The following is a 19,683-nucleotide window of genomic DNA, read 5'->3' as shown; positions in this document are numbered from 1 at the left end:
GCTAGGGCTCAGTTTTTCATATCTATCGCGGAGTCAGTTCCTGCCCATGAGCCAGCAACAATATAACGCCGATGCTATTGAAGTACTGAGTGGCCTGGATCCGGTGCGCAAGCGCCCCGGGATGTACACAGACACCAGTCGGCCCAATCACCTGGCACAGGAAGTGATTGATAACAGTGTGGATGAGGCATTGGCGGGCTACGCCCGGCGTATTGATGTGGTGCTATACAGTGATGGCTCTCTCAGCGTTGAGGATGATGGCCGGGGGATGCCGGTGGACCTTCATAAAGAAGAGGGCCTGTCGGGTGTTGAGCTGATCCTGACCCGCCTCCATGCTGGTGGCAAGTTCTCCCAGGGTAACTACAACTTCTCCGGTGGCCTTCACGGTGTGGGTGTCTCCGTAGTGAACGCCCTGTCCACACACCTGGAAATCACCATCAAGCGGGATGGCCAGTTGCACCGGATGACCTTTGCCAATGGCGAGAAGGCCTCTGAGCTGGAAGTGATCGACACGGTGGGCAAGCGCAACACCGGTACCCGCCTGAAGTTCACGCCCGACGTGACATACTTTGACAGCCCCAATTTTTCCGTCAGCCGGCTGCGCCATAACCTGCGCGCAAAAGCCGTATTGTGCCCCGGTCTGACAGTGACCTTCCTGCAGGAAAAGACCGGCGAAAAAGATGAATGGTGTTATGAAGGCGGTTTGCGGGATTACCTGCTAACTGCACTGGCCGACATTGAAGCGGTGCCACTGGAACCGTTCACCGGCAGCTTTTCGGGTAACAAGGAAGCCGTAGACTGGGCGATTCAATGGCTGCCGGAAGGCGGTGAAGCGGTCATGGAAAGCTATGTGAACCTGATTCCCACTGCTCAGGGCGGGACTCATGTCAATGGCCTGCGCACCGGCCTGCTCGAAGCCATGCGTGAGTTCTGTGAATTCCGCAGCCTGTTACCTCGTGGTGTGAAACTCTCCCCCGAGGATATCTGGGAGCGGGCGGCCTATGTCCTTTCCTTCAAGATGCAGGAGCCGCAGTTTTCCGGGCAGACCAAGGAGCGGCTTTCCTCCAGGGAGGCGGCCGCGTTTATCTCCGGCGTGGTCAAGGACGCTTTCAGTCTCTGGCTGAATCAGCACACCGACGTGGCGGAAGCGCTGGCAGAGCTGTTTATCAATAATGCCCAGCGACGTCTGCGGGCCAGCAAAAAGGTGGCGCGTAAACGGGTAACATCCGGTCCGGCTTTGCCTGGCAAACTGGCGGACTGCTCCGGCAGCGATACCGCCCGTTCGGAGCTGTTTCTGGTGGAGGGTGACTCAGCCGGTGGCTCCGCAAAACAGGCCAGGGATCGTGAATTTCAGGCGGTGATGCCGTTGCGGGGCAAGATCCTGAATACCTGGGAGGTGGACTCGGGAGAGATCCTGGCGTCCCAGGAAGTGCATGATATTGCAGTAGCCATTGGCGTGGATCCCGGATCCGATAAACTTGAAGGCCTCCGCTATAACAAGGTTTGCATCCTCGCGGATGCCGATTCTGACGGCCTGCACATCGCCACGCTGCTGTGCGCACTGTTCGTAAAACACTTCCGCCCGGTGGTTGCCGCGGGTCACATCTTCGTTGCCATGCCACCCCTGTATCGGGTGGATTTGGGCAAGGAAACCTTCTATGCCCTGGATGAGCACGAAAAGCAGGGCATTATCGACCGCATTGCAGCGGAGAAACGCAAGGGCAAGATTTCAGTAACCCGCTTCAAGGGTCTTGGTGAAATGAATCCGCTGCAGCTTCGTGAAACCACTATGGCGCCCGATACCCGGCGCCTGGTGATGCTGACCATAGAAGACGGTGACGACACCGACAGCCGCATGGATATGCTGCTCGGCAAGAAGCGCGCGTCCGATCGCAGGGCATGGCTGGAAGCCTACGGCAACATGGCGGATATCGCGGTCTGATATTCCTTAAGGTGCTATAAAAAGCATCCTTTATTCTTTCTAAGTATTCTGCAAACCCTTTATCCTGCCAGTTTTCTGATCGGGAAGAACCGTTGATGGACTGGCAAGGTTGGTTTGCGCTGGGCCTCGCAGGCACTGCGTTGTTGCTGATGAGTGCAGGGCGATTTGCGCCCCATCTGGTGATGATGGGGGTGCTCGTGGTACTCAGTGCCAGTGGTATCGTTTCTGCCGATCAGGCCCTGGCGGGTTTCAGTAACAGTGGTCTTATCACCGTTGTCGCCATGTTCGTGGTAGCGTCTGGCATCCATCACTCCGGTGGCGTGGACCTGCTGGTTCATCACCTGCTCCGAAACCCAAAAACGGTTCGCTCGGCCCAGGCGCGGATTGCGCTGCCGGTTGCTCTTCTTAGCGGTTTCCTTAACAACACCCCTGTTGTGGCCACCATGATTCCGGCCGTTCATGCCTGGTCCAGAAAAATTGGTATATCGCCGTCCAAGCTAATGATTCCCCTCAGCTATTCGGCGATTCTCGGTGGCACTCTTACGCTGATTGGTACCAGCACCAACCTCGTAGTTAATGGCCAATACCAGCAGCTGACTGGCGAACAGGGCTTCTCGATCTTCTCTATTACTGCCGTGGGGCTGCCCGTCGCAATCATTGGTGTGGCGGCGTTGCTGCTGTTTATGCCCAGAGCGCTTCCTGATCGCAAGGATCAGCAGAAATTCGGCTCCATGCGGGAGTTCACGCTGGAGGTGGCGGTATCGTTCGACGGCCCACTAGTAGGCAAAAGCGTTGGCGAAGCCGGACTCCGGGAGCTGGAACGGCTTTATCTGGTTGAGATTGAGCGTGATGGCAGCGTGGTAACAGCGGTGCCGTCCGAGGAGCGGCTCAGGGGTGGTGATCGCCTGGTGTTCGCCGGTGATACCCAGGCCATCTCGGACCTTCTGCGGATCAACGGCATCGTGCCTTCTGTCCATGAAGACGAACCGAGCCTGAGCAAAGACAGGGCAGAGCGGCGCCTGGTCGAGGCGGCCTTGTCGCCCCAGTCCGATGTGCTTGGGCTAACCATCCGGGATGCCCGTTTCCGGGATCGGTATGGTGCGGTGGTTCTGGCTGTTGCCCGGGGCGGTGAGCGGGTATCGGGCAATCTGGGCAACATTCGCCTGAAGCCGGGTGACGTACTGTTGCTGGAGGCCCGGCCCGCGTTTGTCAGTCGCCAGCGTTACAACAAGGATTTTCTGCTGATCAATGACCTGGAAACTGAAACCCCCCGGCACGATCGCGCCTGGTTGTCCTGGGGGATCCTGTTCGTTCTGGTTGGCCTGGCAGCCTGCGGCATCCTGAGCATGCTGAACGCGGCATTGCTGGGCGCGGCGCTGATGATTCTGTCTGGCTGCTGTTCGGTCGGTCAGGCCCAGAAATCGGTGGATGTGCCGGTGATTCTCACCATAGCCGCTTCTTTTGCGATGGGTGCGGCGCTGGAACAGACCGGCGCGGCAAGATTTGTCGCCGAAGGCATCCTGGAACTCAGCCAGGGACACGTATTACTCACAATCTTTCTGGTCTATTTTGCCGTGTCGGTGCTGACGGAAGTGATCACCAATAACGCCGCAGCGGTGCTGATTATTCCGGTTGTGCTGTCCATGACTGGCAGTATGGGCGTTGCACCAGAGCCGTTTGTGATCGCCGTAATGATGGCCGCGTCGGCGAGCTTTGCCACGCCATTGGGTTACCAGACCAACATGATGGTGTTCGGTCCCGGCGGTTATCGGTTTGGTGATTTTGTTCGTGTCGGGGTGCCAATGAATGTGTTTATCGGCATTGTGACAGTCGCAGTCATCGCCATCGTGTACGGAATTAATCCGTAGCTACAGGGTTGGCGAGGATGTCGCAGCACAATACCTGCAGCTTTCCATCCTGGTAGTAGCCTAGCGACAGCGTTACACACATGTAGGCACCGGTGACGCACAAATAGGGTGCCGTTACATGCAGGTTTTCAGGCTGAGCCAGTGCCTGACGCAGATACTGCTGGCGGAACCAGTCAGCACTGCTGGTGCTCTCCAGGGGTTTGAAGCGCGGATCAAGACTGCGGGTGACAGTGTCGGACACCAGCGTGTCATCAATCTGTACGCCCTTGTCATCCACGAGATAGCACCTCGACACTGCCGGATGGTTCAGCAGATTCAGGCAGGCGTCGTCCATGCCAAGACCGTTTCGCAACTTGGTGATAGCGTGATCGAAAAAGCCACTGAAAAACTCCACCAGTTGCCGTGTCGGGTCCAGGGTGACCTGGTTGCGGGTTTTGTATTCCTGCAGCAGTTGGTCGAAATCCGCAGGCGCGTGGGCAAGCTGGTTCAGGTCCGTGCTTGGCTTTCGGAAATAGAAACCCTGAACAAAGTCGACACCCGCATCAATGGCGATCATCGCCTGGTCACGGGTTTCCACGCCTTCCAGCAGCACCAGGCAGCCGGACTGATGCAGCAGTGACACAATCCCGTTGAGAATCTGGCGGGCCTTGTGATCTTCTGTTGCCCGGGTCAGCAGTTTCCGGTCCAGCTTCACGATATCGGGCGACAGATTCCAGATCCGTTCAAAGTTGGAATGGCCGGCACCAAAGTCGTCGATGGCGGTGAGACAACCCAGTTTTTTGTAATAGGCGACTGTTTCCCGAAGTCTTTCAGCGTCGTCTGTTGGCTGCTCCACAATCTCCATCACAATGCGGTGCGGAGGGAGGCCGGTTTTGGCAAGGAGCTGACCAAAAAAAGAATCTGCCTGGCTGCCGCTGGTGACCACCTGCGGCGACACGTTCAGAAACAGCCAGTTCAGCTGGTCACTGATGCCACTGTAGTTGCGTATATGAAGGTACCGGCAGAGTCGGTCCAACAGCAGATTCTCTGCGGCGGAATCGGGAAGCTGAAACAGGTGTAGCGGGAGTACTGCTGAGTTGTCGTTGTCAAAGGCTCGGATAAGTGCCTCATAGCCGACAATCCGCTTGTGGGAAATGCTGTAAATGGGTTGAAGCGCCGTTCTGAGCTTAAGTCCTCTGAAATCAGCGGTCCATGTGTCACCTTCCCTGTTCAGCATAGGGGATAACAGTTCCACTTCCGGAGCCGTCAGCTTTTCAGGGAGGCGTTTCGACATAGACGATTCTGGTTAATTAAGCGAACGCATCAGCCGCCAGAGTCAGACGCCTGAACTGTCACGTATCAGTACGGGTATTTCTGAAAAGTCTGAAGTTACTGATAGTTGGGAGGAAGATTGCCAAAAAAACGCGTTTATTACCACTGTTTCATGTAGAAACTGGAAACGGTTTGTATCTTTTGTGGTCAGGTAGGGCGGATATAAGAGCCTGGCGGTCCCGTAAGACCGCCACAGAATCAGTTGTTGCTGGGCACAACCACAGTTTCGTCGAATTCAAATTCCATGTCTTGTCCTCTCGGTCAATGAGGCCCCCGACGGGGCATTGCAATATGCTTAAAGTTTATCGTTGCTATAATTTTGAGCAATCCGTAAAACCCGTATGCGACCAAAGACAAAGGTTACAAAGGCAAAAGTAGCGAGAGGTTGGTCAGAAAATCTGATGCACGGCAGCAAAAGATTTTGATTTTTTTCGTGAAGCCGCATTCCTAAACTGTGGCCAGATAATCAGAATCAGGGATCAAGGTCAGTTTTTATCATGCAAATCCGCAATACATCATCCAGTTACGGCTTGGTGGCAATCGTCATTCACTGGCTTGTTGCCCTGACGGTATTCGGCCTATTCGCACTCGGGTACTGGATGGTGGATTTAACCTATTACCATGACTGGTACAAAAAAGCCCCGGACATTCACCGCAGTGTTGGCATCCTGCTCCTGACGGTCATGGTTTTCCGGGTTATCTGGAAAGGACTGAATAAATCGCCAGCATCGCTGGCAGGCCATAAGCGCTGGGAAGTTCGCAGCGCTCATCTGGCACACGCACTGCTCTATGTGCTGATCTTTGTGGCAATGACCAGCGGTTACCTGATCTCAACTGCCGACGGCTCTTCCATCAGTGTCTTTGGGTGGTTTGAAGTACCGTCGGTGACCGGTCAGATAAAGGGAATGGAAGATATCGCCGGGACTGTTCACTATTGGACTACCTGGGCCATCATCGGTCTTGCCCTGGTCCATGCAGCTGGCGCTCTCAAGCACCACTTTATTGATCGCGACCAGACACTCCGTCGTATGCTGGGGAAGTAGCGATCGCGCAACCCGAATCTGAATTCGTGTAACGCCCGGGAGTCGGGCACCAATGAAATAAGGGAGATAACCATGAAAAAAGTTCTGCTTGCTTCCGCCATCTCGATGGCACTCGCAGGCGCAGCCTATGCCGATGAGCACAGTGGCACCTACGCGTTTGATACCAAAGGCACCCATCAATTCATCACCTTCAAGATTTCACATCTTGGTTTCAGCTGGCTCTATGGCCGATTCAATGATTTCGACGGTCAGTTCGTGTACGACGCGGAAAACCCGGAAAACAGCTCTGTTAATGTCACCATCGACACCAGCAGCGTTGATTCAAACCACGCCGAGCGTGACAAGCACCTGCGCAGCGAAGACTTCCTTTACGTTGATGAATTTCCGCAGGCTACATTCAAGAGTAAGCGGGTGGTGGTTGATGACGGGGGTGAAGCTGACATCATTGGCGACCTGACCCTGCGTGGCGTTACCAAGGAAATAACGCTGGATGCCGAAATGGTCGGCCACGGTGCAGACCCTTGGGGCGGTTACCGCATGGGCTTTGAAGCTGAAACCGAACTCCGTCTGAAAGATTTCGGAATCCCGATGGATCTTGGAAAGGCCTCCGAGACTGTTGAGATGATCATTTCTGTCGAAGGTATCCGGCAGTAAGCCTGGCTGATCCTGCCAAGACAGGTTCCGGGTTTATACCCGGAACCTGCCTGTCTGGTTTTCGAGTTCCCGGGCATAGCCCTCGAGGGATTCGCTGATTCCGTCAATGTCCCGCGACCGACTGACGCCCTCGGCGGCCAGATCGTTGATTTCTGTAATGCTCCTGTTGATTTCATCCACTACCTGAGTCTGCTCCTCAGTGGCAGAAGCGACGCTGGTATTCACATCCGCGATGTTCGCCATGGCCTCAAGGATGCCGTTCAATTCCCGTTCAGCCTCGGTTGCCAGTTTTTCAGTTTCCGTCGCCTCCCGGCTGCCGGTCTCCATCACTGACACAATGTCGGCGACGCCGGTCTGCAACGCGGTGATCATCGTCTGTATATCTTCGGTCGACTGCCCGGTACGCTGGGCCAGGGTCCTTACTTCATCGGCGACAACTGCAAAACCCCGCCCCTGATCGCCGGCCCGTGCCGCTTCGATGGCCGCATTCAGTGCAAGAAGATTGGTCTGCTCGGCAATTCCCCGTATCACGTCCAGAACTGAAGTGATGTTGTCGGAATCATCGGAAAGCTTACGTATGACTTCCACCGCTTTGGAAATCTGGGCCGCCAGCCTGTGCACCTGCTCGGAGGAGCTGCGAATAATTCGGGCACCGTTCTTGCCCTTTTGTTCCGCGTCCCGGGTGATTTCTGCCGCCCTTGAGGCATTTCCCGCTACTTCTTCTATCGCGCTCTGCATTTCGTTGATGGCCGTGGCCACCATGGCAATCGAATCCGTTTGACGGGTTACTCCGTCGTTGTTTTCTTTGGCGGCTCTGGCAAGATCGGTGGCTCCGGTACCCAGCTCTCGGGTCAACTGCTGTATGGAACCAATCATCGACTGCAGGTTTTCGAGCACCAGGTTGAAGCTCCGGGCAAGTTTGCCGAGGTCGTCATCGATTTCGACCGGAATGCGTTGGGTGAGGTCACCTTCGCCCTGGGCAATATTGTCGAGCTGAGTTCTGAGCGCAGTGATCGATCTGATGATCATCTTCAGGAACATGGCAAACAGAAGAATGCTGACGACAATCGCAACCACTGTAATCAGTAGTATGGTCAGTGAGCTGGCCTGGCCTTCAGAGGATGAATCGGAAGCCCGGGTCTGGGCTCGGCTGTCGGCATGGGCTCCGACTTCATCATAGAAGCCTCGCAGGTTGTCGAACAGTTGACTGGTTTCGCTGGCCGCGAGCATTCTGGCCTCATCCGGGTTGCCATTGCCGGCCAGTTCGAGGGTGCGCCGGGCAGAAGCTAGCCAGCGGTCAAAGGCTGAGTCGAAGCCACGGGCAATGTCGGCGACACCGGTGCCCTGGAGCCGGTCAACAGCCTGTTTGAAGCGGTTCCGGGCCTGCTGGGTGTTTTCATCAAAACTTTTTAGATTGTCAGCACCGTCCTCGCTATTGGAACTTGCATCCAGATATGCCATTTGGGCAACCAGTGCCTGGTAGAGGTCCCTGTCGCCGTTAAGGATTTCGCTGACCGAGGGCAGGTAGGTGTCGGCAATATTATCCGTGTCTGAAACCAGGTTCCGGACGGTGCTGACTGCGAACAGGCCTATGATAATCAGGGCGATTGACGTGATGACGAAAGGTAAGGCGATTTTTACACGAAGTCCCAGATGCTTGCCAAATTCCATGCAGACCTCCCGGTTTGCTGTGCTGGATTATTGGCAAGCATAACACCGGGGGACAATTTGTCATGACTAAAAACAGAAGGGTTGCTCCCGGTCAAAGAAAGCCAGTTAATTCCGGGAGTATGGCGGCTTAGCGGGAGGGATCAGGTGATTGCCCTGTTGACTCACAGGACTTGCATAAGTGGCGCTGGCGCCAGAACTGTCCCGCAAAGATGACCAGCCAGATCAGCAAACCCGCCCAGAGATAGGGCTCGGGGACCTGGAAGCTGCCACTGATCGCAAACTCCACGAGGAGCATCAGCGCTACTGCCAGAACTGCATTTACCAGGGCCGTGGCCATGGCTTGCCCGCAGGCTTTGATATTGGGCTTCATAGTGTTCCGCTTGTCAGATGAGTAAAACGGTCTTCTATTCAATGTCAGCGAGCATACGGCGCACCTTACAGACTCTCCATGCGGGAATTCCGCTATTGGAATCAGCCCCCAGTGGGACAGATCACTGGTTTTGGCCATTAAATCCGCAGGTTGTTGGTGTATCGGCGCCGTGCTCCATATAATGTGCAGCTGCCGCTGCCCGGTGATTATTTCGGGCACGGGGAGTAGCATCACTGGCGTTATTCAAATCAGGTAATACAGGCAAAAGAGGCATCCATGCCAGAGTTTCAGACAACGGATGAAGGCTTTGAGCGGGTAGCGCTCCGGGATTACACGGAAAAGGCCTATCTCGACTATTCCATGTACGTCATTCTTGACCGGGCGCTTCCCAATGTTGGTGACGGGCTTAAACCGGTACAGCGTCGGATTGTCTACGCGATGTCCGAACTGGGGCTGAAATCCACGTCCAAGTACAAGAAATCTGCCAGAACTGTGGGTGACGTGTTGGGTAAGTTCCACCCCCATGGTGACAGCGCCTGTTATGAAGCCATGGTACTGATGGCGCAGCCGTTCTCCTATCGTTACCCACTGGTAGACGGGCAGGGTAACTGGGGTTCGCCGGATGATCCCAAATCTTTTGCCGCCATGCGTTATACCGAATCCCGTCTGGCGCCTTTTGCCGAAGCGTTGCTCGGCGAGCTCGCCCAGGGCACAGTAGACTGGGTGCCTAATTTCGATGGCACCATGGATGAGCCGTCAGTGCTGCCTGCCAGGCTGCCTCACGTGCTCCTGAACGGCACAACCGGTATTGCCGTCGGTATGGCCACTGATATCCCGCCCCACAATGTGCGGGAAGTCACCGCCGCCTGCATCCGCTTGCTGGACCAGCCGGATGCAACCGTGGATGAGCTCTGCGAACACATCAAGGGGCCGGATTTCCCCACCTTTGCTGAGATTATTACCCCGCGCAAGGATATCCGGCAGATGTATGAGACCGGCCGCGGTTCACTACGCATGCGTGCCCGCTGGATTCGGGAAAGCGGCGAGATCGTGGTCACCGACCTTCCGCACCAGGTTTCCGGTGCCCGGGTGCTGGAGCAGATTGCCCATCAGATGCAGACTAAAAAGCTGCCGATGGTGGCAGACCTCCGCGATGAATCGGACCACGAAAACCCGACCCGTCTGGTTGTTGTGCCCCGCTCCAACCGGGTGGATCTCGATGGCCTGATGGCCCACCTGTTTGCCAGCACTGATCTTGAGAAGACCTACCGAGTCAACATTAATGTGATCGGCAATGACGGCCGGCCCGGAGTCAAAGGGCTGCACCAGATTCTGACCGAGTGGTTGACGTTCCGCCGGACCACCGTTATCCGTCGCCTTCAGCACCGCCTCGACAAGGTTCTGGCGCGCCTGCACCTGCTCGAAGGTTTGTTGATCGCCTACCTCAATATCGATGAGGTTATTGAGATAATCCGTACCGAGGACAAGCCCAAAGTCGAACTGATGTCTCGCTTCGGCTTGTCTCCAGATCAGGCCGAAGCCATCCTTGAGCTCAAACTGCGCCACCTGGCCAAGCTTGAGGAGATGAAAATCCGCGGTGAGCAGGACGAGTTGTCTGCAGAACGGGACGAACTTCAATCGATTCTTGGCTCCGAAGACCGTCTGAGGGAACTGATCAAGAACGAGTTGGAGACGGACGCAGAAACCTTTGGTGACGACCGTCGCTCTCCGATTGTTGAGCGAGAGGAAGCCCGGGCCTTCAGTGAACTGGATCTTATCTCGAACGATCCAGTCACCGTGGTGCTGTCCGATAAAGGCTGGGTTCGTGCCGCCAAGGGCCATGACATCGAGCCCGAAGGCCTCAGCTACAAGGCCGGCGACCGTTTTGCGTTGGCGGCCAGGGGGCGCACAAACCAACAGGCAATTTTCCTGGATTCCACCGGGCGTGCCTATTCGCTGATGGCCCACAGCCTACCGTCGGCCAGGGGGCAAGGCGAGCCTTTGACCGGTCGGATCAATCCGCCTTCCGGTGCCACGTTCTCGGGGTTGTTGATGGGGGATCCATCTCGCAAGACCTTGTTAGTCACTGACGGCGGCTATGGCTTTGTGACGTCGCTGAACGACATGCTCAGTAAAAATCGCAACGGCAAGGCAGTGGTGAGCGTTCCCAAGGGGGCAAAGATCCTGCCTCCGGTAATCATACCGGCTACCGAAAAAACGCTGTATCTGGGAGCGGTGTCCAACGAGGGGCGGATGCTGGTGTTCCCGCTAAGTGAGTTGCCGGAGCTGGCCAAGGGCAAGGGCAACAAGATCATCAGCATACCGTCTGCACGGGTTCAGAACCGGGAAGAATATGTGGTCTCGATTGCGGTATTCGCCGAGGATGACCAGCTTGAGATCCAGGCCGGAAAACGCAAGATGGGGTTGCACTTCAGCGACCTCGAACATTACCTCGGTGAGCGTGGCCGTCGTGGCCACAAACTGCCCCGGGGCCTGCAGCGGGTCGATGCCATTGAGGTGATTCCTTCCGCCGCCCGGGCCCGGGAAGAGGAGAGTTCTGAACGTGAGAGCTCTGAAAAGGAGAGGCCCGAAAGTGAGTGAGCTGGTACTGATCAATGTTTCCGGGCGGGACAAGCCTGGCCTGACGTCGGAAATCACCGGCATCATGGGCCGCTATGATGTGCGGATTCTCGATATCGGCCAGGCGGTGATTCACGATCATCTCACCTGGGGTATCCTGATTGATATTCCGGACGAATCGAAATCCTCACCGGTCATTCGCGATCTGCTGTTCCGGCTCCACGCCCTTGATTTGCAGGTGCGGTTTGCGCCGATCACCGTCGAGGAATACCAGTCCTGGGCGGCGGCCCGGAATCGCGCCTGCTACATCGTGACCTTGCTGTCCCGGGACATCAAGGCTGAACAGATCGCCCGGGTATCGGCCATTACCGCTCGCCATGGGCTGAACATCGACAATATCACCAGGCTTTCTGCGAGGCCCTCACTGAATGCCTCCGATAACCGGATTGCCTGCGTGGAGTTCTCGGTTCGTGGCACCCCTTCGGATCTTGAGCAATTGCGCGCGGACTTCCTTCATATTGCCGGTGAAATGAATGTGGATATCGCCTTCCAGGAGGATTCGATTTTTCGGCGCAACCGTCGCCTGGTGGTCTTCGATATGGATTCGACGCTGATCGAGGCGGAGGTGATCGATGAGCTGGCCATGGAAGCCGGGGTTGGTGAGCAGGTGGCGGAAATCACCGAAAGGGCCATGCAGGGCGAGCTGGATTTCAGCCAGAGCTTTGCCGAGCGCCTGTCGCTTCTCAAAGGGCTGGATGAGTCAGTACTGGAAGGTATTGCCAACCGTTTGCGCATGACCGAAGGGGCGGAACACCTGATTCTCAGCCTCAAGGCCCTGGGTTACCGGACAGCGATTCTGTCGGGCGGGTTCACCTATTTTGCCCGCCATCTGCAGCGCAAGCTGGGTATCGACTATATCTATGCCAATGAGCTTGAGATCGAGAACGGGAAGGTAACCGGCCGGGTCGCCGGGCAGATCGTCGATGGCAAACGCAAAGCCGAACTGTTGCTGGAAATTGCTGAAAAGGAACACATCTCCAGGGAGCAGGTTATTGCGGTGGGCGATGGCGCCAACGACCTCCCGATGCTGAGCCAGGCCGGGCTGGGTGTTGCGTTCCGGGCCAAGCCCCTGGTGAAGGAGTCGGCCCGCCACTCCATCTCGACACTGGGGCTGGATGCGATCCTGTATCTGATTGGTTTCCGGGAAAGTGAAACCAATCAGGGTCTCGATCAGGCGGACTTCTGAGCCGGTCCGGCTCAGTTGTCGCCGAAGTCGTAGTTCATTTCCGGAACCGGGGCCTGCAGGTAATAGCCCTGGATGTAGTTGACACCTGCCTGCCAGAGGGTTGCCAGAACACCCGCATTTTCCACCAGCGGTATGATGGTCAGCTTGCCGTTATTCTGCAGGCTTTTGACCATCTCCTTCACCTGCTCCTTGGCTTTGTCGCTCTTCTGGATCTCTTCCGTAAAAGAGCCATCAATCTTCACATAGTCAGTATCGATATGTTTGAGCGTGTTGAACGGGTTCAGGGCGCAGCCAAATTGCGAAATCGAGACCTTGCAGTGGAGTTCATGAACGGCCTTGGTGAAGTCTCTGGCCTGTTTCATGTAGTTGTTCGCGTCCCCTTCCCGGATCTGGAAGATCAGGGACTCGCCTGGCAGGCGAGCGGCCTTCAGTGCAACGCTCAACCAGGGTGTGAAGGTCTTGTCCTGCAAGGTTTCCGCTGTCACGTTCAGGAACAGTCGGGTATCGTGGCCCCGGGAACGGTGGCTGGAAAGTTGCTTGATGGTCTGTAGGATCACCCAGCGGTCAATCTTGATGGCAGTATCGCTTGGCCCCGTCGGAGGCAGGAAATCGTAAGGCGAGACTTCCTTATCGTCCTTCTCCAGCATCCGCACGAAGGCTTCGTAATGCTCCTCGCCTTCTCCGCGCAGGTTGATGATCGGCTGGAACAGCAGCCGGAAGCGGTTCTCTTCCAGGGCTTTCTGAATGGCCTCCACTGAATTGCTCTCATCCAGCGTTTCAAAATCCGCCGGGTTATAGAGTACGACACCGTTGCCCTGGGCATGGCCTTCCAGCTTGCGGACTTCCGCCGATGCGGTATGGGCCCGGGCCATCAGCTCTTCGGCTTTGGGCGAGTTCTCGGTAATCGCGGCAACCCCGATACTCAGAGTGAGCTGAACGGTGCGGCCATTGATATCAAACAGATGGTCTTCAACTGCCTTGCGGATGCGCTCGGCGTGATCAGCCATGGTTTTTTCATCGCAGGGCTGGCACAGGAGGCTGAAGGCGTCATCACTCAACCTTGCGAGTGCCAGGTCGTCTCCGGCCTGCTCCTTGAGCAGGTTGGCAAGATCGCCAAGCAGCAGGTCGGCGCCGGATATGCCCACCTGGCTCTTCATGCTCATGAAGTTATCCAGAGCGATATAGGCAAGCGCTCCGGTTTCGTTATTCTTGCCGGCATTGGAGATTGCTTCGGCGAGCGCGTCCATCAGGTACTGACGGTTATAAAGACCAGTCAGTAGGTCCTGGCTGCTTATCTGGCGCAGCTTTTCTTCGAGTTCCGCATCGCTGTGTTCCGGTTGCAGCACAATCTGGGTGCAGGTCTCGCCGTCGTAGGTAGCCGCGGATACCGACATGGTGACATTCAGTTCGTGGTCGTCACTGCGCCGTGCCGTGCAGTTCATGGTCATGCCATCCTCGGCCTTTTCAGCGAAGGACTTCATGAACCCCTTATATTTGTCCTGACTTTCCGGGGTAAGGGTGTCCAGAACCGGAATACAGATCAGATCATCGATATCGTCGTAGCCAAGGAACTCCATATACGACTGGTTGGCGTAGATGTGCATACCGTCGTTGATGTAGGCGATGGCATCCTTGGAGCTCTCGAGCAGCAGCTGGCAGCGTTGCTCCGCCTCCCTGAGATGGGATTCCAGCACCCGGCGCCGGCGGCGCTCTTCAAGGGCGGCCAGTTCCCGGTTGACCACGAGCACAAGTAGATCGGTGTACTCAAAGGGGACCGTATCCTGTGCGCCCGCCTTCATCATCGCGACCGTGCGTTCACGGCTTGCTTGTTCTGTCAGCAGGATGAAGGGAATGTCCTTGTCCATCCGGCGGATCATTGCCAGCGCATCGTCGGCCGAGAATTCCTCGTCCAGATCACGGGCAAGGAACAGATCCCAGTTACCCGCTTTCAGAGTTTCTTCGAGGTCCTCCTCGGAGGTGATGCGATGGGCTCTGGTGGCCTTGCCTGAATTCCGGAGCAGGCTGACCAGCGATTCGGCATCATTTTGAGATGGATCAAGAATCAGCAGGTGTACGGTCGCGTTCTTTTTCTGCATTCGTAAGACGTCTCGTGATACACATTGGCGGAGGCGGCCACCGTTAGCAGTCTGCGATCTGTTTGAATACAGTAACTTGCAGTCAACGGTTTGCGGGTGTCGCAAGGCCGGTCGTTCACTATCGCTGAATGATGCAGGGGTTGCGGTTCAATAACAACCCTCGCCGGGGCTCCGGCGTCTCAGTTTGGCAACATTATAATGATGGCCAGAGGGAGTCGAATTCATCCTCGCTGGCTCTGGCCGATGCCGATGCCGATGCCGATGCCGATGCAGAAGCGGTGCCGGTGCTCAGTGCCGCAGAGTTCTGCAACTTGAGCTCGAACTGGCTGATGCTGCCGGTGGACGAAACCTTCCGAGACAGCTGGCCCTGATCTTCCCGGCCGTCATGTAGCAATGAAATGCGGCTGCCCGACTGAAATGGCAGCCGGGGTGTAATCAGGGTGGCCGACTGATTGACCACGCTGATTTCCGGTAACAACAGCCCCCGGAGATATTGGCTGTTGTTACCGATTTTCTGGATCAGGCGGACGCCGCAGGGAGATGCGCTGGGAGCCAGCAGCTCAATGCCGACCTGGGTGCCCTGATTCTTGATCTGGCGGATCCAGCGCACAACCGCCACGCTCCAGGGGTGGGTGCGTTGTTCCCGGACGCCAAGCACTTCGCCTGCCTGAAGCGAGGGTGGAACAGTGCTCTCCCAGGCGACGCAGTATCCGCCCGGGCTGGTATTGATCAGCAGGGACTGGTGCGATTTCGGCCGGTTTTTGTCGGTGGAGGGTGCCTGTGAGTTGCCATAGCTGCCCCGGAAATTGATGGGCGCATCCGCAGCGTGCAGTCGTTCCTCGCTTGGGGCGGCATCGTGCGCTCCCGACCAGGCATCCTGGTTCTGTCGCGCGGCGCGCACGAAGAGGTTTTCTTCTTCGTGGTGACCATTGTCATTGCCATTCACAAACTCGGTAAAGGTTTTTTCGCCGGCGATGAAGTAGTGCGCGGCTGTGAGGCCAACACAGACCTCCAGGGAACCCTGACTCGCAATACGGTTGAAGTTTCGTTTGGCGAGGATGCCCAGCGCCTGAGTTAGATGGGTCAGCAGTGTGTCGCTGACTTTCGCCGGAATCGACAGTTCATGACCGGCCCCCTCGTGCTCACGGCGGGCATGGAGAGTATCCGAGAGCATGGCAGACAGCTCACTGGTGTCAAAACCGAAGCTCTCATCACCGGGCTTCTGATCAAGCAGACTGCGGTAGAACGGCGGGTTGTCCCGTTCCATATTGACTACAAACAGGCTGTCTTCGCCGATATCTGGCCCGCAATGTGTGTGATCAGTCCAGGATTCGAACAGCTCGTAAACCTGCAAAAGCTCTGACTGGCGAAGCTGATTGGGCCGGGCACAGCCAAGCAGAAGAATGCGTTTGTAGCTGTCGGCAACAGAGCTGGTGCGCCGATGCTGCAAAGTATCATCTTCCACCTGCACCACCGAGAGCTTGTTGCGGTGGGCGAAGCGGAACAGCCGGTGGCATTCCAGCCAGCTCTGGGCCGGGCTGGGGCAGTAGAGCTGATGGGATCTCACGATGGTTGCTGCCAGCTCAGAGATGGCTCGGTGAACGGCGCTGGCGATCTGTCTGCGGTTTTTGTCCAGACCACCAGTGTCAATAAACTCGAGAAGGCAAAGCTTGTATCCGCTCGCGAGGTGTAACTGCAAGGCCTGAGACAGGTTGGCGATCTTCCGTTGTTTTTCCGGAAGTGCCACGGCCAGGCCCAGATAATGCCTGGCGAGTTCGTTGCAGACGAAATGGATTTTTTCCCGGATAAGCTCCAGGAACTGCATACGTTGCTGCGGTGCTAGGAACAGATGGTTCAGTTCGATGATGGCATGGTAAAGCTGGCGTGAAACCTCACCGATATTGGCCATCGGCAGCTGGTCTGTCCAGATCCTGAATGCTTTGGGCGTTGTGTCACAGAACGACAGGCTGGCCGTTTTCTGTTCGGGAACACGGAGATCTGGTTTCAGGGTCATACCTTCCATGAATTCATGCCAATATCGGGATCACAGGTGGTATTCCGGGGTTGGCCCTGCTCAGTTGGTGGTTGTTTGCTACCCACCGGCCTGTCAGGAAAACGCCGCAAATACATGTTTTATCGTTGAACGTTACTGGACTTTAAAGTAGCAAGCCAGTTTCAAAAAGCGAGAAGATCACGAGTTGACAATCTTTGACAAGTGATTTTAAGGCCTTTTATGAGAAGCGCGTCACGGGAACAGGTTGATCGGGGACTTGCCATCCATCCCTGGCTCCTCTCGTACAAGCTTTGGAACCAGGAAACCAGGCAGCCTTCCCAGCAGCTCACGCACCAGTTCCTTCGCCTCCTGATCGGGCACATTGTAATGGTGCGCGCCGGCCACCGGATCGAAGGCGTGTAGATAATAGGGTAGTACTCCGGCCTCGAACAACGTTTCGCTGAGAGCTTCAAGGATCGAAGCTTGATCGTTCACGCCACGAAGGATAACACTCTGGTTCAGCAGTGTTGCACCGGTTACCCTGAGATACCCCAGTGCCCGGCGGGTTGGGGTGTCGATTTCCGCCGGATGATTGATGTGAAGAACAATAACCACTTGCAGTGGCGTTGTTGACAGCCACTTCAGTAACTCATCGCAGACTCTCTGGGGAATCACCACGGGCAGGCGGGTATGCAGCCGCAGTCGGCGGATATGAGGGATGCCACTGATCGCCGATGCCCACTGGGCAAGAAGCCGGTCATTGACCGCCAGCGGGTCGCCACCACTGAGTATAACCTCGTTAACCTCCGGGCTGCCCGCCAGGGTGTCGATGACACGTTGTCGGTCTTTCGGGCTCAGGCGCTGTTCGTCATAGGGAAAGTGCCGCCGAAAGCAGTACCGGCAGTTTATCGCGCACTGGCCTGTTACCATGAGCAACGCCCGACTGCGGTACTTGCGGATCAGACCGGTGGCCGGAATGGCGCCCGCCTCCTGCAGGGGATCGCTGACAAAACCCGGCACATGGTCGGTTTCATTCTCAAGTGGCAGGACCTGCCTGAGTAGTGGGTCGGCCGGATTGCCCTTTTCCATTCGGGCCAGGAACGGTTCCGGCACCCGAATCGGAAACAGCCGGTGGCCCTGGCGTGCGCCGGAAAGCCACAGGTCGTCGGGAAGTCCCAGCCGCCGGAGCAGCTCCTCAGGCGATGTCACCGACTCCGAGAGCAGTTGCTGCCAGCTGCGTTGCTCGTGGTCACAAAGGTGGGCTTCTATACGGGCGGGGGTTCGCTGTATCATAGCGACCTTTGAATTTTAAACAGCATTTTGTCAGGTGGACATTTCATGGCTTCATATTCTACCAACGAATTTCGCGGCGGTCTTAAAGTTTTGCTCGATGGCGACCCCTGTATCATTCTTGAAAACGAGTTCGTAAAACCCGGAAAGGGGCAGGCCTTTAACCGTGTAAAGCTGCGCAACCTCATGACCAACCGTGTCTGGGAGCGCACCTTCAAATCCGGCGAAAGTCTGGAGGCGGCGGATGTGATTGATCAGGACATGGAATACCTCTACACCGACGGGGAATTCTGGCATTTCATGCTCACTGATGGCTCGTTCGAGCAGTACCCAGCGGATGCCAAGGCCGTTGGTGACACCCTGAAGTGGCTGAAAGAGCAGGATGTCTACACGGTGACCCTGTATAACGGTGCCCCGTTGTCGGTTACGCCGCCCAATTTCGTAGAGCTCGAAGTGGTCGATACCGACCCGGGCATGAAGGGTGACACGGCACAGGGTGGTACCAAGCCCGCAACCCTCTCTACCGGTGCCGTGGTCAACGTGCCTCTGTTTATTACCATCGGTGAAGTGCTCAAGGTCGATACTCGCTCCGGAGAGTACGTCAACCGGGTCAAGAGCAGTTAATCCTGACGTGACCAACGAACCTGTCTGGCAGCCCTCTGCCTCGCAGGCTGCCTTGAAAAGCCGTGCACAACAACTGGCGTTCGTGCGCGGTTTTTTTGCGCACAGAGGGGTGTTGGAAGTTGAAACACCGATTCTCGGGCAGCATGGTGTTACCGATCCCAATCTGGACGGCATTCAGGCGCACGTATCGGCCGGCGCCCGAACTGGCGGCTGGCTGCAGACCTCTCCTGAATACCACATGAAGCGCCTACTAGCCGCGGGTTTCGGATCGGTTTATCAGGTGTCCCGCGTTTTCCGCAATGGCGAGCTGGGGCGTCGCCACAATCCTGAGTTCTCGATGCTGGAATGGTATCGTGAAGGGTTTGACGATGTGGCATTGATGTCAGAGGTTTCAGACCTTGTGTGTGGCTGGCTCGGATGCCAGCCACCGGAGACCATCCATTACCGGGGGGCGATGGAACGGTGGGCCAATATCGATCCGTTTGAGGCCACCGACCGCGAACTGCGTCGCCGCTGTGAGCAATGGCTGGAGCCGGAACAGCTGGCGGATTTGAGTCGCGACGGCTGCCTGGACCTGCTGATGAGTTTTGCGGTTGAGCCAAACCTTGGCCGGCAACGGCCGGCATTCATGACCGGCTACCCGGCCTCTCAGGCCTCCCTGGCCCGGGTGTCCACGTGGGATGGCCTTGAAATCGCGCACCGGTTCGAGCTCTATATCGACGGTCTGGAGCTTTGCAACGGCTACTGGGAATTGACAGATCCGCAGGAACAACGCCGCCGCTTCGAAGCGGATAACAGGCTGCGTCGACGTTCCGGGAGCCCGGAAATGGCTCTCGATGAGGCGTTTCTTGCAGCGCTGGAGAGGGGGTTGCCCGAGTGTTCCGGAGTGGCGCTCGGGCTGGACCGCCTGCTGATGATCAAGCTGGGCGTTGAGGATATACGAGAGGTCCTGGCATTCCCGTTTGATCAGGCATGACGGTCAACACCGCCGTTGT

At 56.5% G+C, this 19,683-nt stretch carries 14 protein-coding genes; 8 read left to right on the top strand and 6 right to left on the bottom strand.

What is annotated here, in order from left to right:
* Window positions 1-46: 46 nt before the first annotated feature.
* Together parE and CLH62_RS04800 are read left to right on the top strand one after the other, a co-directional pair.
* Entirely contained in the window at window positions 47-1,942 is a 1,896-nt protein-coding gene (gene parE / locus CLH62_RS04805; RefSeq protein ID WP_099616982.1) for a DNA topoisomerase IV subunit B, read from the top strand.
* A 95-nt stretch (window positions 1,943-2,037) separates the two neighbouring features.
* On the top strand, window positions 2,038-3,810 hold the full coding sequence (locus CLH62_RS04800; protein ID WP_099616981.1) for an SLC13 family permease: 1,773 nt from the start codon (window positions 2,038-2,040) through the stop codon (window positions 3,808-3,810).
* On the opposite strand, the gene CLH62_RS04795 is transcribed toward CLH62_RS04800, so the two are convergent.
* Complete coding sequence (locus CLH62_RS04795; protein WP_099616980.1) at window positions 3,800-5,083, bottom strand: EAL domain-containing protein; 1,284 nt, start codon at window positions 5,081-5,083, stop codon at window positions 3,800-3,802. The genes CLH62_RS04800 and CLH62_RS04795 overlap by 11 nt on opposite strands.
* A 535-nt stretch (window positions 5,084-5,618) precedes the next feature.
* Between CLH62_RS04795 and CLH62_RS04790 the strand changes: the two genes are divergently transcribed.
* The gene (locus CLH62_RS04790) at window positions 5,619-6,164 is read left to right on the top strand and encodes a cytochrome b (RefSeq protein WP_099616979.1); all 546 of its coding nucleotides are present in this window, start codon (window positions 5,619-5,621) and stop codon (window positions 6,162-6,164) included.
* A 72-nt stretch (window positions 6,165-6,236) separates the two neighbouring features.
* Window positions 6,237-6,818, top strand: a complete 582-nt coding sequence (locus CLH62_RS04785; protein ID WP_099616978.1) for a YceI family protein — start codon at window positions 6,237-6,239, stop codon at window positions 6,816-6,818.
* A 33-nt stretch (window positions 6,819-6,851) separates the two neighbouring features.
* Here CLH62_RS04785 and CLH62_RS04780 read toward each other — a convergent pair whose 3' ends face one another.
* Window positions 6,852-8,489 (bottom strand): methyl-accepting chemotaxis protein, encoded by a 1,638-nt coding sequence (locus CLH62_RS04780; protein WP_099616977.1) that lies wholly within the window; start codon window positions 8,487-8,489, stop codon window positions 6,852-6,854.
* A gap of 127 nt (window positions 8,490-8,616) precedes the next feature.
* The gene (locus CLH62_RS04775; RefSeq protein ID WP_099616976.1) at window positions 8,617-8,859 is read right to left on the bottom strand and encodes a hypothetical protein; all 243 of its coding nucleotides are present in this window, start codon (window positions 8,857-8,859) and stop codon (window positions 8,617-8,619) included.
* Window positions 8,860-9,135: 276 nt separating this feature from the next.
* Between CLH62_RS04775 and parC the strand changes: the two genes are divergently transcribed.
* Window positions 9,136-11,460: a DNA topoisomerase IV subunit A gene (parC, locus tag CLH62_RS04770; RefSeq protein ID WP_099616975.1), complete on the top strand. Its 2,325-nt coding sequence runs from the start codon at window positions 9,136-9,138 to the stop codon at window positions 11,458-11,460.
* Window positions 11,453-12,685, top strand: coding sequence for a phosphoserine phosphatase SerB (gene serB / locus CLH62_RS04765; protein WP_099616974.1), 1,233 nt, complete (start codon window positions 11,453-11,455; stop codon window positions 12,683-12,685). The genes parC and serB overlap by 8 nt, the downstream gene beginning before the upstream one ends.
* A gap of 11 nt (window positions 12,686-12,696) precedes the next feature.
* Here the strand turns inward: serB and CLH62_RS04760 are convergent, their stop codons facing one another.
* From CLH62_RS04760 to epmB, 3 genes are all read right to left on the bottom strand, one after another.
* Complete coding sequence (locus CLH62_RS04760; RefSeq protein ID WP_099616973.1) at window positions 12,697-14,781, bottom strand: EAL domain-containing response regulator; 2,085 nt, start codon at window positions 14,779-14,781, stop codon at window positions 12,697-12,699.
* Between the two features lie 193 nt (window positions 14,782-14,974).
* A complete protein-coding gene (locus tag CLH62_RS04755; protein ID WP_099616972.1) occupies window positions 14,975-16,804 on the bottom strand; it encodes a GTPase in 1,830 nt (609 codons plus the stop codon).
* 222 nt (window positions 16,805-17,026) lie between these two features.
* Entirely contained in the window at window positions 17,027-18,067 is a 1,041-nt protein-coding gene (epmB, locus tag CLH62_RS04750; protein WP_099616971.1) for an EF-P beta-lysylation protein EpmB, read from the bottom strand.
* A 45-nt stretch (window positions 18,068-18,112) separates the two neighbouring features.
* Here epmB and efp point away from each other — a divergent pair, with 45 nt between their 5' ends.
* Window positions 18,113-18,688 (top strand): elongation factor P, encoded by a 576-nt coding sequence (efp, locus tag CLH62_RS04745; RefSeq protein ID WP_099616970.1) that lies wholly within the window; start codon window positions 18,113-18,115, stop codon window positions 18,686-18,688.
* A gap of 7 nt (window positions 18,689-18,695) precedes the next feature.
* A complete protein-coding gene (epmA, locus tag CLH62_RS04740) occupies window positions 18,696-19,664 on the top strand; it encodes an EF-P lysine aminoacylase EpmA (RefSeq protein ID WP_099616969.1) in 969 nt (322 codons plus the stop codon).
* Window positions 19,665-19,683: the final 19 nt, after the last annotated feature.

Source organism: Marinobacter guineae (assembly GCF_002744735.1).
GTDB classification, from domain to species: domain Bacteria; phylum Pseudomonadota; class Gammaproteobacteria; order Pseudomonadales; family Oleiphilaceae; genus Marinobacter; species Marinobacter guineae.
The sequence above is the reverse complement of the archived record's forward strand: the minus strand, read 5'-3'. Positions and strand labels throughout refer to the sequence as shown.